General features: G+C 42.8%; 16 protein-coding genes. 10 read left to right on the plus strand and 6 right to left on the minus strand.

The window, feature by feature from the left end; genetic code table 11:
• Positions 1–51: 51 nt before the first annotated feature.
• A complete protein-coding gene (gene ftn, locus KCV09_RS00370; protein WP_004935333.1) occupies positions 52–516 on the plus strand; it encodes a heteropolymeric bacterioferritin subunit Ftn in 465 nt (154 codons plus the stop codon).
• A gap of 183 nt (positions 517–699) precedes the next feature.
• Positions 700–1,470, plus strand: a complete 771-nt coding sequence (locus KCV09_RS00375) for a BapA/Bap/LapF family prefix-like domain-containing protein (protein WP_212515367.1) — start codon at positions 700–702, stop codon at positions 1,468–1,470.
• A 46-nt stretch (positions 1,471–1,516) separates the two neighbouring features.
• Here KCV09_RS00375 and KCV09_RS00380 read toward each other — a convergent pair whose 3' ends face one another.
• Entirely contained in the window at positions 1,517–2,077 is a 561-nt protein-coding gene (locus KCV09_RS00380) for a peroxiredoxin (protein ID WP_212515368.1), read from the minus strand.
• Positions 2,078–2,223: 146 nt separating this feature from the next.
• On the opposite strand from KCV09_RS00380, the gene KCV09_RS00385 reads away from it, so the two are divergent.
• The 5 genes from KCV09_RS00385 (at position 2,224) to bioD (ending at position 6,871) form a co-directional block, all read left to right on the plus strand.
• Positions 2,224–2,943 (plus strand): alpha/beta fold hydrolase, encoded by a 720-nt coding sequence (locus KCV09_RS00385; RefSeq protein WP_212515369.1) that lies wholly within the window; start codon positions 2,224–2,226, stop codon positions 2,941–2,943.
• Between the two features lie 95 nt (positions 2,944–3,038).
• Complete coding sequence (bioA, locus tag KCV09_RS00390; RefSeq protein WP_212515370.1) at positions 3,039–4,331, plus strand: adenosylmethionine--8-amino-7-oxononanoate transaminase; 1,293 nt, start codon at positions 3,039–3,041, stop codon at positions 4,329–4,331.
• Positions 4,318–5,475: an 8-amino-7-oxononanoate synthase gene (locus tag KCV09_RS00395; RefSeq protein ID WP_212515371.1), complete on the plus strand. Its 1,158-nt coding sequence runs from the start codon at positions 4,318–4,320 to the stop codon at positions 5,473–5,475. Before bioA ends, KCV09_RS00395 begins: the two co-directional genes overlap by 14 nt.
• The gene (gene bioC / locus KCV09_RS00400) at positions 5,466–6,233 is read left to right on the plus strand and encodes a malonyl-ACP O-methyltransferase BioC (RefSeq protein ID WP_228301596.1); all 768 of its coding nucleotides are present in this window, start codon (positions 5,466–5,468) and stop codon (positions 6,231–6,233) included. Before KCV09_RS00395 ends, bioC begins: the two co-directional genes overlap by 10 nt.
• Positions 6,230–6,871, plus strand: coding sequence for a dethiobiotin synthase (gene bioD, locus KCV09_RS00405; RefSeq protein WP_076032921.1), 642 nt, complete (start codon positions 6,230–6,232; stop codon positions 6,869–6,871). Before bioC ends, bioD begins: the two co-directional genes overlap by 4 nt.
• A gap of 174 nt (positions 6,872–7,045) precedes the next feature.
• Here bioD and rluB read toward each other — a convergent pair whose 3' ends face one another.
• Genes rluB through KCV09_RS00420 form a run of 3 tightly spaced genes read right to left on the minus strand, consistent with a single transcriptional unit; the run spans position 7,046 to position 9,401 of the window.
• Entirely contained in the window at positions 7,046–7,981 is a 936-nt protein-coding gene (rluB, locus tag KCV09_RS00410; protein ID WP_004935357.1) for a 23S rRNA pseudouridine(2605) synthase RluB, read from the minus strand.
• Between the two features lie 41 nt (positions 7,982–8,022).
• A complete protein-coding gene (gene scpB / locus KCV09_RS00415; protein ID WP_004935361.1) occupies positions 8,023–8,613 on the minus strand; it encodes an SMC-Scp complex subunit ScpB in 591 nt (196 codons plus the stop codon).
• Positions 8,610–9,401: a segregation and condensation protein A gene (locus KCV09_RS00420; RefSeq protein WP_025094554.1), complete on the minus strand. Its 792-nt coding sequence runs from the start codon at positions 9,399–9,401 to the stop codon at positions 8,610–8,612. Before KCV09_RS00420 ends, scpB begins: the two co-directional genes overlap by 4 nt.
• 305 nt (positions 9,402–9,706) lie before the next feature.
• Between KCV09_RS00420 and KCV09_RS00425 the strand changes: the two genes are divergently transcribed.
• On the plus strand, positions 9,707–10,417 hold the full coding sequence (locus KCV09_RS00425) for a GNAT family N-acetyltransferase (protein ID WP_151815737.1): 711 nt from the start codon (positions 9,707–9,709) through the stop codon (positions 10,415–10,417).
• A 21-nt stretch (positions 10,418–10,438) separates the two neighbouring features.
• Here KCV09_RS00425 and KCV09_RS00430 read toward each other — a convergent pair whose 3' ends face one another.
• Together KCV09_RS00430 and KCV09_RS00435 are read right to left on the minus strand one after the other, a co-directional pair.
• Positions 10,439–11,056 (minus strand): L-threonylcarbamoyladenylate synthase, encoded by a 618-nt coding sequence (locus KCV09_RS00430; RefSeq protein ID WP_004935370.1) that lies wholly within the window; start codon positions 11,054–11,056, stop codon positions 10,439–10,441.
• Between the two features lie 101 nt (positions 11,057–11,157).
• Positions 11,158–11,820, minus strand: a complete 663-nt coding sequence (locus KCV09_RS00435) for an elongation factor P hydroxylase (protein ID WP_104124646.1) — start codon at positions 11,818–11,820, stop codon at positions 11,158–11,160.
• A gap of 96 nt (positions 11,821–11,916) precedes the next feature.
• On the opposite strand from KCV09_RS00435, the gene KCV09_RS00440 reads away from it, so the two are divergent.
• Both KCV09_RS00440 and rpmF read left to right on the plus strand, forming a co-directional pair.
• The gene (locus tag KCV09_RS00440) at positions 11,917–12,477 is read left to right on the plus strand and encodes a YceD family protein (protein WP_025094556.1); all 561 of its coding nucleotides are present in this window, start codon (positions 11,917–11,919) and stop codon (positions 12,475–12,477) included.
• Between the two features lie 72 nt (positions 12,478–12,549).
• Positions 12,550–12,735: a 50S ribosomal protein L32 gene (rpmF, locus tag KCV09_RS00445; RefSeq protein ID WP_004922151.1), complete on the plus strand. Its 186-nt coding sequence runs from the start codon at positions 12,550–12,552 to the stop codon at positions 12,733–12,735.
• Positions 12,736–12,785: the final 50 nt, after the last annotated feature.

Raw genomic sequence — 12,785 nt, forward strand, 5'->3', positions numbered from 1 at the left:
CAATTCATCTGGGGTTTGCGCATAATAAGTAAAGAATACGGGAGAATTGAAATGCGTGGCAATCCAGAAGTCATAGACTATCTCAACATGTTGATCGGTGGCGAACTGGCTGCTCGTGATCAATATCTGATTCACTCCAGAATGTATGAAGACTGGGGTTTGAGTAAAATTTACGAGCGTATCGATCACGAAATGCAAGAAGAAGCTTCGCATGCCGATGCCATCATTCGTCGTGTTTTGTTCCTAGAGGGAACACCAAACATGCATCGTGATGACATTGAGGTGGGTACAGATGTCGTTACGTGTTTGAAAGCCGATTTGGCCTTGGAATATCATGTTCGCCAGAAACTTGCTGATGGCGTGAAGCTCTGTGAAGAAAAAGCTGATTATGTGACGCGTGATATGCTTCGTGCGCAAATGTCGGATACCGAAGAAGATCATACCTATTGGCTTGAAAAACAGCTTCGTTTAATTGAACTGATGGGCCTTCAAAATTATATTCAGTCTCAAATGTAAGACTCTTAAACTCAGCTCCGGCTGAGTTTTTCATTTTATTTTTCTTCATAAAAACCAAAACTAAATTGCTATATCTCGCTATTCGACGATCCCTTTCTTTTTTTTATTTTTCAGTATTTAATAGACCTCAAATTATATTATCTAACTATTTGAATTCATTTAATTCTAATTGGGGGGAGATCAATGCCTTTAATCCGTGTGATTGGTAAAGAAAATCATAAAGTCTTGCAAGAGCTTTCAGACAATTCATTAAAACTTGACCAAGCTTCTGTAGTTGTTGCCAATTTACCTTCGGATCAAATTGATGAAATCGTCAAAGACGGCACAAGCATGATTATCAAGCTTAAAGATGGTGAAATTATTATTATCGATCAGTTTTTTAACGAGCATTCAACCAATCAGAACAGCTTAGTATTACAAGATGAATCACAGAAACTCACTTGGGTGCAGTTTATTGAGGCACAAGGCAATTCTCAGCCGCAGTTGGTATTTGAGCGTGTTGAATCTACTGATGCACTGATCTATCACGGCGGTGGAATGGCGATGGAGCCAGTTTGGTCTTGGGCAGTCGTTCCTTTAACCGCAGGGGGTATTGCGCTTTGGGCGCATGATCATAAAGATAAAGATCATGAAGAAAATAATAATGAGGCTGCACCAAACACAACTAATAGCAGTGAAAATACGGTAGTTGTCGTATCTGAATCTTCATCGACTCAATCAGATGATGAAACAGCAACTGACAATTCAGCACAAGATCAGAGCGAGCCATCAACTTCAAATACAGATTCAAGCAGTGATGACGTCGCTATACTAGTCAGTGAAATTTTAGATCAAAGCGATGCTTCTTCTACAACATCGATTACATCGACTGCCAGTAATGTATCATTAGAGATTTATACCAGCAGCACCGATCTTTATACAGATCTAATCAGTAGCAACTCTATCATTGTATAAAGACAAGGTGGGCTTTGTACCCACCTCGCATGACTTTAAAACACAGTTATTTCGCCTGAAAGCGTTTAAGATCATTAAAGACATCATTGGCGTGCGTCTGGGTATCTACGCTGGTGTAGTGATACACAATAGTACCTTTCGGATCGATCAGAAAACTTTCACGTTTGGCAATTTTTACAATACCCAGATTACGTACAATACCAAACTTACTTGCAAGTTCATGGTTGTTATCGGCTAAGATTGGAAAATTAAGCCCTAATTTTTCCGAAAATTTTTGATGTGATTTGACATCATCTAGGCTCACGCCTAACACCACAGCATTAGACTTTAAAAATTGCGGGTATAACGCTTTAAACTGATTGGCTTCTTGCGTACAGCCCGGAGAATTATCTTTTGGATAGAAATACAACACCACCCATTTACCTTTGTAGTCATTCAAACTGTGCCATTTGCCATTTTGATCCTGTAATCTAAATACAGGGGCAGGCTGGCCGACCCATTGTTTATCGGCTTGATTGGATGAACTCAAGGGATTTGCGGCAATCGTAGATGTTGTGACTGTACCTGCCAGTGCCAGTGCGATTGATAAAGCGATAGTTTTCATCATGATAAACCAGAATTGTTATTTTTAATGCCTGTATTTTAGCAGTGATGAAGATCGATTGCTGTAGTGTTGATGTGATTATGCCATGGTCATCGTTTATAACTCTTTTATACTGGGTCAAATTGTTATTTTGTGCTTAGAGTTTTGAAATGGCTCAAATTTTACTCATTACAGGTTGGGGTGGTGGAACAGGGCTACTTGAACCGCTTCAACAGCAATTACAGCAGTGCGGTCATACGGTTACATTAATGAATATCTTTGATGCATTCGATCCTGTTGTGATGCAAGATCGGGTTCAACAGGCAAAGACTGCCGATGTAATAATAGGTTGGTCATTAGGCGGCCAACTTGCCTTGCTTTTGGCTCATGCGTTACAACAAGAGACAGGAGACACGTTGCCCGTGATCACACTCGCGAGCAATCCATGTTTTGTTGCACAGTCAAACTGGGAATGTGCCATGTCACAAGAGACGTTTGCAGCGTTTAAAGCTGGATTTATGCATGATCCGGCAAGTACGCTCAAGCGATTTGGATTGCTGGTCACCAAAGGCGTTACAAGTGCAAAACACGATTGGACTTTTATGCAAAGTTTGTTACGGGCACAACCTATTTCGTTGCTTCAACAAGGATTAAAACTCCTGCAACAACTCAATCTGGTCGATACACTAAAAAGTTATTCAGGAAATCAACTTCATGTGTTTGCAAGGCAAGATGCATTAGTTCCTTGCCAAATTGTTGAAAAAATGCAGTATTTAGCTTCAGAAAAAATTAAAGTAATTACTTTTCATGATGCTGCGCATAGTTTTCCATTTACGAAAGTGATTGAAACTTGCAAGGAAATTGAAAAATTTATTCAAACATCGGTCTAAGCTTTAGCCGAAATGATGGTTCTCGCAATTTATTTCTAAACCGAGCAGGTTTAACATGGTGGCGATTGAAGTATTTAAGCAATAAGGAGTCATCCGTGGTGGATCAGTTTGATTTGGAACATATCTGGCATCCGTATACCTCGATGATGAATCCATTGCCAACTTTTAAGGTTAAGCGTGCTTGCGGTGTTACTATTGAGCTTGATGACGGGCGTCAATTAATAGACGGTATGTCATCTTGGTGGTGCACCATTCATGGCTATAATCATCCTGAATTGAATCAGGCAGCCAAAGACCAGCTTGATCAGATGTCACACATCATGTTTGGTGGTTTTACCCATGATCCTGCCATCAATCTGGGCAAAATCCTGTTAAAAATAACGCCGCCAAGCTTAGATAAAATCTTTTATTCCGATTCTGGGTCGGTGTCGGTAGAAGTCGCACTTAAAATGGCCGTGCAATACTGGACTGCTCAGGGGTTATCGCAAAAAACTAATTTCATTACAACGCGTTCTGGTTATCATGGTGACACATGGAACGCGATGTCGGTGTGTGACCCCGTGACGGGTATGCATCAAATTTTTGGTAGCAGTCTTGCAAAACGTATCTTCGTGCCGGCGCCACAGACGCCTTTCGATGCAGACTGGAATCCAGAAGAAATGCACGTGGTCGAACAGATGCTTGAGGCTCATCATCAAGAGTTAGCGGCATTTATTATTGAACCGATTGTTCAAGGTGCGGGGGGAATGCGCTTTTATCATCCCGAATATTTGCGCCAGCTCAAACAGCTCTGTGATAAATATCATTTACTACTCATTTTTGATGAAATTGCGACAGGATTTGGCCGCACAGGCAAACTCTTTGCATGGGAGCATGCTCAAGTTGAGCCAGACATCATGTGTATAGGTAAAGGATTAACGGGTGGTTATATGAGTCTGGCCGCCACCTTGACCAGTAAACATGTTGCTGAGGTCATCAGTCAGGGAGAGGCTGGTGTATTTATGCATGGGCCTACATTTATGGGAAATCCACTGGCGTGTGCGGTGGCATACAAAAGTACCCAGTTGCTGATTGAGCAAGACTGGCAGAGCAATATTCGCCGTATTGAAACAAAGTTGCAGCAGCTTCACTCGCTTGCGGAGCTAGACCATGTCGCCAATGTACGTATTTTGGGTGCAATTGGTGTCGTAGAGCTGAAATATAATGTCAACATGCGTGAATTACAGCAGCGCTTTGTAGAGCTTGGCATCTGGATTCGGCCATTTGGTAAATTGGTGTACATAATGCCGCCGTATGTGATTACAACGCATGAGTTAGAACAGTTGCTCCAAAATATGATCAAGGTGGTGCGTGAAATGGAACAGGGAGTACATTATGGCGTTGCTTGATCATTATGCTCAGCAACTCGAGCAATTAAAGCTAAGCGGGAATCTGCGTCAGTTTAAGCCAAATCAGCAGCAAGATGCCTACATCGAGATTGCTGGGCAGCGCATGTTGAATTTATCTTCAAATGATTATTTGGGTCTGGCTGCCGATCTGACCTTGCGTGAAGCATTTTTAGATTTACAGCCGTTAGCGCGCTGTTACTTTAGCTCTTCTTCCTCGCGTTTATTGACTGGAAATTTTGCTGAGTATGAGCAGTTTGAACATACCTTGAGTGAGGCTTTTGGTGGTAGAGCCGCGCTTTTGTTCAACAGTGGCTATCATATGAATATTGGTATTTTGCCTGCTTTGGCCGATGCCAAGACCTTGATTTTAGCCGATAAGCTGGTACATGCCAGTATGATTGACGGCATTCGGCTTTCACCAGCCAAGTACGTTCGTTATCGTCATAATGATTTAGCTCATTTAGAAAAGCTGCTGACTCAATATCATGATGATGATCAGTTTGATCGGATTATTATTGTCACTGAAAGTATTTTTAGTATGGATGGTGATGAAACCGACCTAAAAGCGTTGGTGAGCATCAAAAAACGCTTTAGCAAAACCATGCTCTATGTAGATGAAGCCCATGCGATAGGCGTTCGGGGAGAATTAGGTTTAGGCTGTGCAGAACAATACGGTGTGATTCAAGAGATTGATTGCTTGGTCGGGACTTTTGGCAAAGCGCTGGCTTCAGTGGGCGGTTATCTGATTTGTGATCCGATCTTACGAACTTATCTGATTAATACCATGCGACCACTGATTTTTAGTACCGCCTTGCCCCCAATTAGCATCGCCTGGACACATTTTGTTTGGTCGAAGATGTTACATGCACAGCAGCAACGTACACATTTGGCCGCAATCAGCGAGCATTTACAACGCGCTGTGGTTGCAAAGGGGTATAGTAGTCCATCGAGTAGCCATATTGTGCCAATTATTGTGGGCGAAAGTCAGGCTGCCGTTGATCAGTCGAAACGTGTGCAAGATTGTGGTTTTTATGCCATGCCTGTACGTCCACCTACTGTGCCGCAGCATAGCGCACGCTTACGCATTTCATTAACCTCAATGATTCAATTACACGATCTTGATCGATTGGTGAGCTGTTTGTGAAATTAGATAAAACACGCATAGCACAGCGTTTTGCCAAAGCAGGGCAAAGCTATGTCGAGCAAGCAGTCGTTCAAAAAGCGATTAGTCAGAAATTAGCTGAGCTGATGCAACAGTATTGTCCAGTAGCGTTGCCACATGTCTTTGAAATTGGTTGTGGCTCGGGTAATCTCACGCACCATGTATTGGCCAATTTTGCGATCAGTCGGTTGTACCTCAACGATTTGTATGCTGATGTACAACAGCATTTTCTCGATGAACAACCGATCACATGGTGCATAGGCGACATCGAACATATCGATTTACCTACAGCACTCGACGCAGTGATTTCTAGTTCAGCAGTGCAATGGGTGCATGATTTGCCCCAACTGCTACAGCGCTGTCATGATGCCTTACAACCCGGCGCTTGGCTGTGCCTATCAAGTTTTGCTCCATTAAATTTCACCCAAATTAAGCAATTAACCGGGCAAGGTTTAAGCTATTGGTCGCGTCAAGATTGGCAAACGCAGTTACAGCATGCTGGCTTTGAGTGCGTCTATCTGGAAGATCAACTGCTTGAGATGTCTTTTGATACCCCCAAGGCAGTGCTCAAGCACCTGAAACTGACCGGCGTGACAGGAACAACTCAAGGTAATCAGCCGCACTGGACCAAAGGCACCTTACAAAAGTTTTATCAGGATTATCAGCAATTTCAAAATAATGAAGGTCTATATCCTTTGACCTATCATCCGCTTTACTGCTTGGCACGGAGAACAACATGACAGCATCGGTTTATTTTGTCAGCGGTATCGATACCGAAATTGGTAAAACCTTTGCCACGGGTTATCTGGCAAAAAAATGGAGCAGCGAAGGCCAGCGTGTGATCACGCAAAAGCTCATTCAAACAGGCAATCAAGAACTGTCTGAAGATATTCAAAAGCATCGTGAAATTATGCAAACCGGCTTGTTGCCTGAAGATCTTGAAAAGCTGACCATGCCCGAGATTTTTAGCTATCCGGCATCGCCACATCTGGCGACAAAAATCGATGGTCGTGAGATCGATTTTGATAAAATCGAACACGCTACAGCAACGTTGATGCAACGCTTTGATACGGTCTTGCTTGAAGGTGCAGGCGGTTTGATGGTGCCGTTAACCGATCAGTTGCTCACCATTGATTATATTGTGAAGAGAAAATTTCCAGTTATTTTGGTGAGTTCTGGGCGCTTGGGGAGTATCAACCATACCTTACTGAGTCTTGAAGCGCTCAAGCAACGCGGACTTACACTCTATGCGTTGGCGTACAACCTAAACGATGAATCCAAAGATCCGCTGATTTCACAAGATACGGCAGCTTATTTAAAACATTATTTGCAGCAACACTTTCCAGAGGCGCTGTGGATTGATATTCCAAAGTTTTAATTTGTATCTTATAGCTTATATTTTAAAACGTAAAAATATCTACAGAACAGACGACATATAAAAATTGATGTGCGCTGTATATTTAGCCATTCTGTTTGATTAATTTATAAAAAAAGCCAATGTAGCGTTCTACATTGGCTTTTAATGTTTATTGCATAACCTAACAACTAAGACTTACATCTTTTTAAAGCCTTTTTGATAGTTCGGTGCTGGACGACGGGTATTTTTCATGCCGCCTTCACGTGTGTTTTCAGTTTCGCTGGTGTCACGTTTTTGCTGGCGTAAATAGCCGCCACGACGCGCTGCCATCGGCTTTTCGGCCATACGTTCAGTACGACGTTTTGCCATACCGTATAAGCCAGTGCCTTGACGTGGTTTGAGTTCAACCAGTTTGGTTAAGCTATCGATATCGCCTTTGTCGAGTTCCATCCAGCGGCCAGTACGCAATTCACGCGGTAAAATAACTGAACCGTAGCGGGTACGAAGCAGGCGGCTGACTTTAAGCCCTTGAGATTCGAACAAACGACGAACTTCGCGGTTACGGCCTTCTTTAACCACGACCTGATACCAACGGTTGATTCCGTCACCACCGAGCTCAGAAAAAGATTCAAACTTCGCTGGACCATCATCAAGTACGACACCATTGAGTAAGGTTTGACGAATTTGAGGGGTCACTTCACCCATGACGCGTACGGCATATTCGCGTTCAATTTCATTAGAGGGGTGCATCAAGCGGTTGGCCAGTTCACCATCGTTTGTAAACAATAATAACCCAGTACTGTTGATGTCGAGACGTCCCACCATCACCCAGCGATCATTGGCGATTTGTGGCAAATGATCAAACACGGTTGGACGCTGTTCTGGATCGTTACGAGAACAGATTTCACCTTCTGGTTTGTAATAGATCAGTACGCGACGACGAATTTCGTCTTCGATCTGAAATTGTACCTTACGACCATCAATCCTTAATTCATCGCCTGGTTCAATCCGTTCACCAACTTGAGCAATTTGGCCATTCACACTGACGCGACCCGCGGCAATGACCTCTTCCATATATCTGCGAGAACCTAAACCAATTCGCGCTAATACTTTTTGCAATTTTTCACTCATGACAGCATAACCTTAGAAATAATTGTCAACAGTTCACCGATTTATGATTTGGGTGCATGTACATCCAAACCCATAAACGCGTCCTTGGCATCCTGCAGGGGAGGCAATTGACCCAGTGAGACTAGGCCAAACGCATTCAAAAATTGAGGCGTTGTAATTAACAACGCAGGTCTTCCGGGCAAGTCTCTAAAACCAGATTCCTTGATCCAGTTCCATTCAAACAGCAGCCTTAAAATCTGACTGTTATTTGAGACGCCCCGTATTTGTTCAATATCCGCACGTGTCACAGGCTGGTGATACGCAATCACCGCAATCGTTTCAAGAAGGGAGGGAGACAACTTTGTTGGACGTTCAGGCCAAACTTGCGCAATTATATTACGATATTTTGAGCGAACCTGAAACCTAAAACCTTGAGCAGTCTCTATTAATTCAATAGAACGACCATGCTGCAACACGGCAAGTTGTTGTAGAAAATGACGAAGCTGTTGCTTACTGTATTGATTGTTAAATGCTTCTTTTAAACGTGCCAGTGAAACAGGCGCGTCACTTGCAAACAAAATGGCTTCCATTTGCAACAAGACTTCATGATGAATATCTTCAAAAGACAGTGCAGCACTTTGGTCTATGGTCATATCTGAGCTCCTTGAATTGCGAGCGGTGCCTCTACACCAGAAGCGATGATTTTAATTTTTTGCTGGCGCGTCAGTTCTAAAATGGCCATAAACGTGACCACCATACCCATGCGCCCCTGTTGTGGCTTTAACAGTGAGACAAAGTTTAAAATCTCACCCGATTGAACCTGTGCTTCAATATATGCAATACGCTCTTCAAGTAAAACAGGTTCTTGTGCAACGGTATGCATCACTGGTTCGGGACGATTAAAAATACAAAACAATGCATCGTGAAGGCTTTGTACATCATAGCCTTCATATATCGGCGCAATCACACCTAATCCGACATTCGGATGAAAGGTATCACGTTCCAAAACAGGAAACTGTCCAAGACGTTCGGCTGCTTTTTTGACGCGCAAATAGGTTTCTAAACGATCAATCAGTGCTTGTTTAGGGTCTTTTTCAATAGAGAGCGTAGTTGGTTTTGGAAGCAAAAGGCGCGATTTTAAATCTGCAAGTAATGCCGCCATCACCATATAGTCGGCAGTCAGTTCGATATCCAGCGATTTCATGGCGTCCATGTAAGCCAAATATTGCGTGGCAATTGGGGCAATATCAACCTGCAATAAATCGAAACCGTTTTTTTGAATCAGGTAAATTAAAAAGTCGAGTGGGCCCTCGAAATGTTCGAGTAATATTTCAAATGCAGCAGGCGGAATATAAAGATCTTCAGGAATAGACGCTTGCCATTCATCCAATACACGAATATTGGGAAGGTGATCTTCTGAAGAAGGTAAAGCTTGATTCATTACAATATTAGGCCACGCGAATTTTCAAAGGCATGAAAGTGTTTCGTAAGTAACGCATAATCGCTACTTAAAAAGGAGAAGTAAATAAAATATGCGCCATTCTAATCTAAATTTGGTATCGAATACATTGCCTAAAAGAATAAAATCCAAAATTAAATCTATGAAGAGGCACATTGTTGATGCCATCTTCGTGAATTGGTGACATGATTTAACTGCTTACACTACTTATTTAGCATGTTGGTCTTAAGTTTTTTGATCCTCAATGCAAAAACATATTCATATAAAACACATTTCAAGGACTAAAGATGAAATCGAATCAATTTGGTCAGCCCGTGGGTGATGCGGTAGCGCTCGCTGTCCCGATTCAATTTAAAGCCCATACACTTATGGGAAACTATGTCGATTTGCTGCCCATTGAAAAAGATACATTTACTTTAGATTATGCCAAGCAGCTCTGGACATGCGTGAATTCAGAGCCTGATGCAAGGTGTTGGACGTATTTGCCTTATGAAGCACCACAAAGTGAGGTTGAGCTTGAGCAAAATCTGAGGCGTAAGTTTGGCTTTGAACCTTCTCATCATTATTGGATTGTCGTAGAGGGCAAGGCGGTTGGTTGGGTTGCACTGCTAAATTTACGCGCGCAGCATGCAGCAGTCGAGATTGGTAATGTTTACTTTTCGCACCGATTAAAACAAACACCCGCTGCCACTGAAGTGATCTTCTTATTGTTGAGAGATTGCTTTAAACAAGGTATGCGTCGCGTGGAATGGAAGTGTGATGACCTCAACCAACCTTCAAAAAATGCAGCACTTAGATTCGGATTTACGTATGAGGGGTTGTTCCGGCAAGATCGGGTGACTAAAGGACGTAATCGTGATACCGCTTGGTTTTCAATGATTGATATTGAGTGGCCAACGCGTCAAAACACCTATTTGCAATGGCTTGATCCGCTGAACTTCGACAAATTGGGCAAACAAAAAAGACGTTTGGAAGAATGTGCGAGTCAGGAGATTTAAGACTGATCAGCATGTCAGTGCTTATTCAAAAGCACTGACATCGCCGGCACCTCGGCGTACAACTTCCGGATTTTCTCCCGACAAATCTACAATACTGGTGGTAGTGAGCGTACCGAAGCCACCATCAATGAAGACATCGACACGCTTAGCGAGCTGGTTTTCAATATCATAAGGGTCATCGAGTGGATCGTCTTGCCCCGGCAATATCAGGGTACTGGTCAAGATCGGTTCGCCCAGTTCTTGAAGTAAGGCCTGACAGATTGGATTGGTTGGAATACGTAAGCCAATCGTTTTTTTCTTGGGGTGCATCAAGCGTTTAGGGACTTCGCTGGTTGCAGGTAAAATAAAAGTCGTGATCGAGGGTGTGTTGGTCTTAAGTAGACGATACATCGCGTTATCCACTTTGGCATAGGTGGCAATATCGGATAAATCACAACACATAATGGCATATTGATGTTTTGGGCCTAAGCCACGGATTTGAGCAATTCGCTCCATTGCCGATTTATTTCCAATTTGACAACCAATCGAGTACGCCGCATCAGTCGGATAGACCACCACATCGCCTGCTCGGATACGCTCCACTGCTTGATGAATTAAGCGTGCTTGCGGATTGTCTGGATGTATATGCAAATGCAACATATCTGGATACTCCTTGATTCTGTTATTGTTTTAAAGTCAGTGTTTACATTTAAGCATATGCGCTGCGTCGAATGCGTGACCACAAGTAGAGATTATGTAATCTAATCCAGTGCGTTGCGTAAAAATTCATGTGCGCCAAGAAGCTCACCGTCTCGAGTGGTCATACAAATACATTGAATAAAATGCAATGCATCGGCAGGAATTGTGGTCTCGCCTGAAAAAAACTTTTGCACCTGAAGAAAGACATTGTCTTTAAATCGCGAGCCGTCACCACCATCGCCAGTTAAGTTATCTAGAGATACTCTAAATTTACGCCCAAACGCTTGCGCAAATAACCATTCAATGGCTTGGGGTTTGATTTCGACTTGTTCAAAAAGCGCTTGCTGCTCGGCTGTACGGCCATCAGGAGCATACCAATAGCCCAAATCTGGCAATAAGCGTCTTTTGGCGCCGGCAATCGTCCAGTGACTGATTTCATGCAAGGCACTATTAAAGAAGCCATGCGCAAACTGAATACGCGCAGGCGTATGATTTGATGCAGGAAAATACTCAGGTTCTGCTTCACCTTTCACTAAAGTCACATTTTGATGGGAAAACCAGTGATTAAAGTGTAAAATGAGCCAGTCCACCTGATCCTGCTCAGTTTGTAAATTTCTCCATGGTGAGAGTTGCACTGTGTCTATCGACAAGGCAGAATCACACGTGAGATGGGTGCGAACAAGTGATGAAGTTGTTACTTCAGGTTGCGGCTGCAACAGGTGCATTGCTTAATTTACCCCGAGTTCTGTCAGATTTGGTACAAAATTGTATCTTAATCTTTGACAGAGTACTGATGAATTTGTAGAATTGCCGCCTTAATTATGTCAGCAAATACCTTTCCGGCACAGATTGAGCCGTATAAATGGGCTGAACAAGGCTTTACATGGTCAGGAACACTGCCATTGTCTCGCTTTGCTCGTATTGCTCGTGAAGCTGTTGGATCAATTAATGATCAATTGATCTATATAGACTGTAAACTATCAATGGATGCGTATCATCGCGTTGTATGGTTTGATGGTCATGTTGAAACAAAAGTTCCGCTAGAATGTCAGCGTTGTCTGGAGCCAGTGGAAATTCCTCTTGTTTCAGATTTCCGTCTTGCCTTGATCGATGATGAGTCACTGATAGAGCGCTTGGATGAGGATGCTGATTTCATCGTTTTAGGTGAAAGTGAATCGTCAACAAAGGGTGATTTTACCACTCCTGCGACTGTTGATTTGCTCTCATTACTAGAAGATGAACTGTTACTGTTGATGCCTCTGTCTCCCAAGCATGATGCTTGTGAACATAAACATCAGCCTACCGTTCAGGACATTGTTGAAGAAAAACGTGATAATCCGTTTGATGTTTTAGCAAGTTTGAAAGGTAAACTTAACTCATAAGTGTTATACTTGTTGGTTGAGATAACTGAATTTGTTCTGATCCATTTTTTTCGATCTTTGTAAGGAGCCATCATGGCCGTTCAGCAAAACCGTAAAAGTCGCTCTCGCCGTGACATGCGCCGTTCACATGACGCTTTAACCGAGAATGCATTAACAGTTGACCAAACTACTGGTGAAACTCATCGCCGTCACCACGTGACTAAAGATGGTATCTACCGTGGTCGTCAATTATTCGCTAAAGCAGCTGACGCTGAGTAATTTAGTGAATTTGCATTGAGCTTAAGGCTTTAATGTAGAAAAAATGGGAG

The organism is Acinetobacter soli (assembly GCF_018139125.1).
In the GTDB taxonomy this organism is placed as follows: domain Bacteria; phylum Pseudomonadota; class Gammaproteobacteria; order Pseudomonadales; family Moraxellaceae; genus Acinetobacter; species Acinetobacter soli.

Excerpts from the sequence above, each read along its gene's own strand:
- bioD (WP_076032921.1), top strand. The coding sequence starts at position 6,230 with ATGACAGCATCGGTTTATTTTGTCAGCGGTATCGATACCGAAATTGGT.
- rpmF (WP_004922151.1), top strand. The coding sequence starts at position 12,550 with ATGGCCGTTCAGCAAAACCGTAAAAGTCGCTCTCGCCGTGACATGCGC.
- ftn (WP_004935333.1), top strand. The coding sequence starts at position 52 with ATGCGTGGCAATCCAGAAGTCATAGACTATCTCAACATGTTGATCGGT.
- scpB (WP_004935361.1), bottom strand. The coding sequence starts at position 8,613 with ATGACCATAGACCAAAGTGCTGCACTGTCTTTTGAAGATATTCATCAT.
- KCV09_RS00440 (WP_025094556.1), top strand. The coding sequence starts at position 11,917 with ATGTCAGCAAATACCTTTCCGGCACAGATTGAGCCGTATAAATGGGCT.
- KCV09_RS00435 (WP_104124646.1), bottom strand. The coding sequence starts at position 11,820 with ATGCACCTGTTGCAGCCGCAACCTGAAGTAACAACTTCATCACTTGTT.
- KCV09_RS00375 (WP_212515367.1), top strand. The coding sequence starts at position 700 with ATGCCTTTAATCCGTGTGATTGGTAAAGAAAATCATAAAGTCTTGCAA.
- KCV09_RS00380 (WP_212515368.1), bottom strand. The coding sequence starts at position 2,077 with ATGATGAAAACTATCGCTTTATCAATCGCACTGGCACTGGCAGGTACA.
- KCV09_RS00385 (WP_212515369.1), top strand. The coding sequence starts at position 2,224 with ATGGCTCAAATTTTACTCATTACAGGTTGGGGTGGTGGAACAGGGCTA.
- KCV09_RS00420 (WP_025094554.1), bottom strand. The coding sequence starts at position 9,401 with ATGAATCAAGCTTTACCTTCTTCAGAAGATCACCTTCCCAATATTCGT.
- KCV09_RS00425 (WP_151815737.1), top strand. The coding sequence starts at position 9,707 with ATGAAATCGAATCAATTTGGTCAGCCCGTGGGTGATGCGGTAGCGCTC.
- KCV09_RS00430 (WP_004935370.1), bottom strand. The coding sequence starts at position 11,056 with ATGTTGCATTTGCATATACATCCAGACAATCCGCAAGCACGCTTAATT.
- rluB (WP_004935357.1), bottom strand. The coding sequence starts at position 7,981 with ATGAGTGAAAAATTGCAAAAAGTATTAGCGCGAATTGGTTTAGGTTCT.
- KCV09_RS00395 (WP_212515371.1), top strand. The coding sequence starts at position 4,318 with ATGGCGTTGCTTGATCATTATGCTCAGCAACTCGAGCAATTAAAGCTA.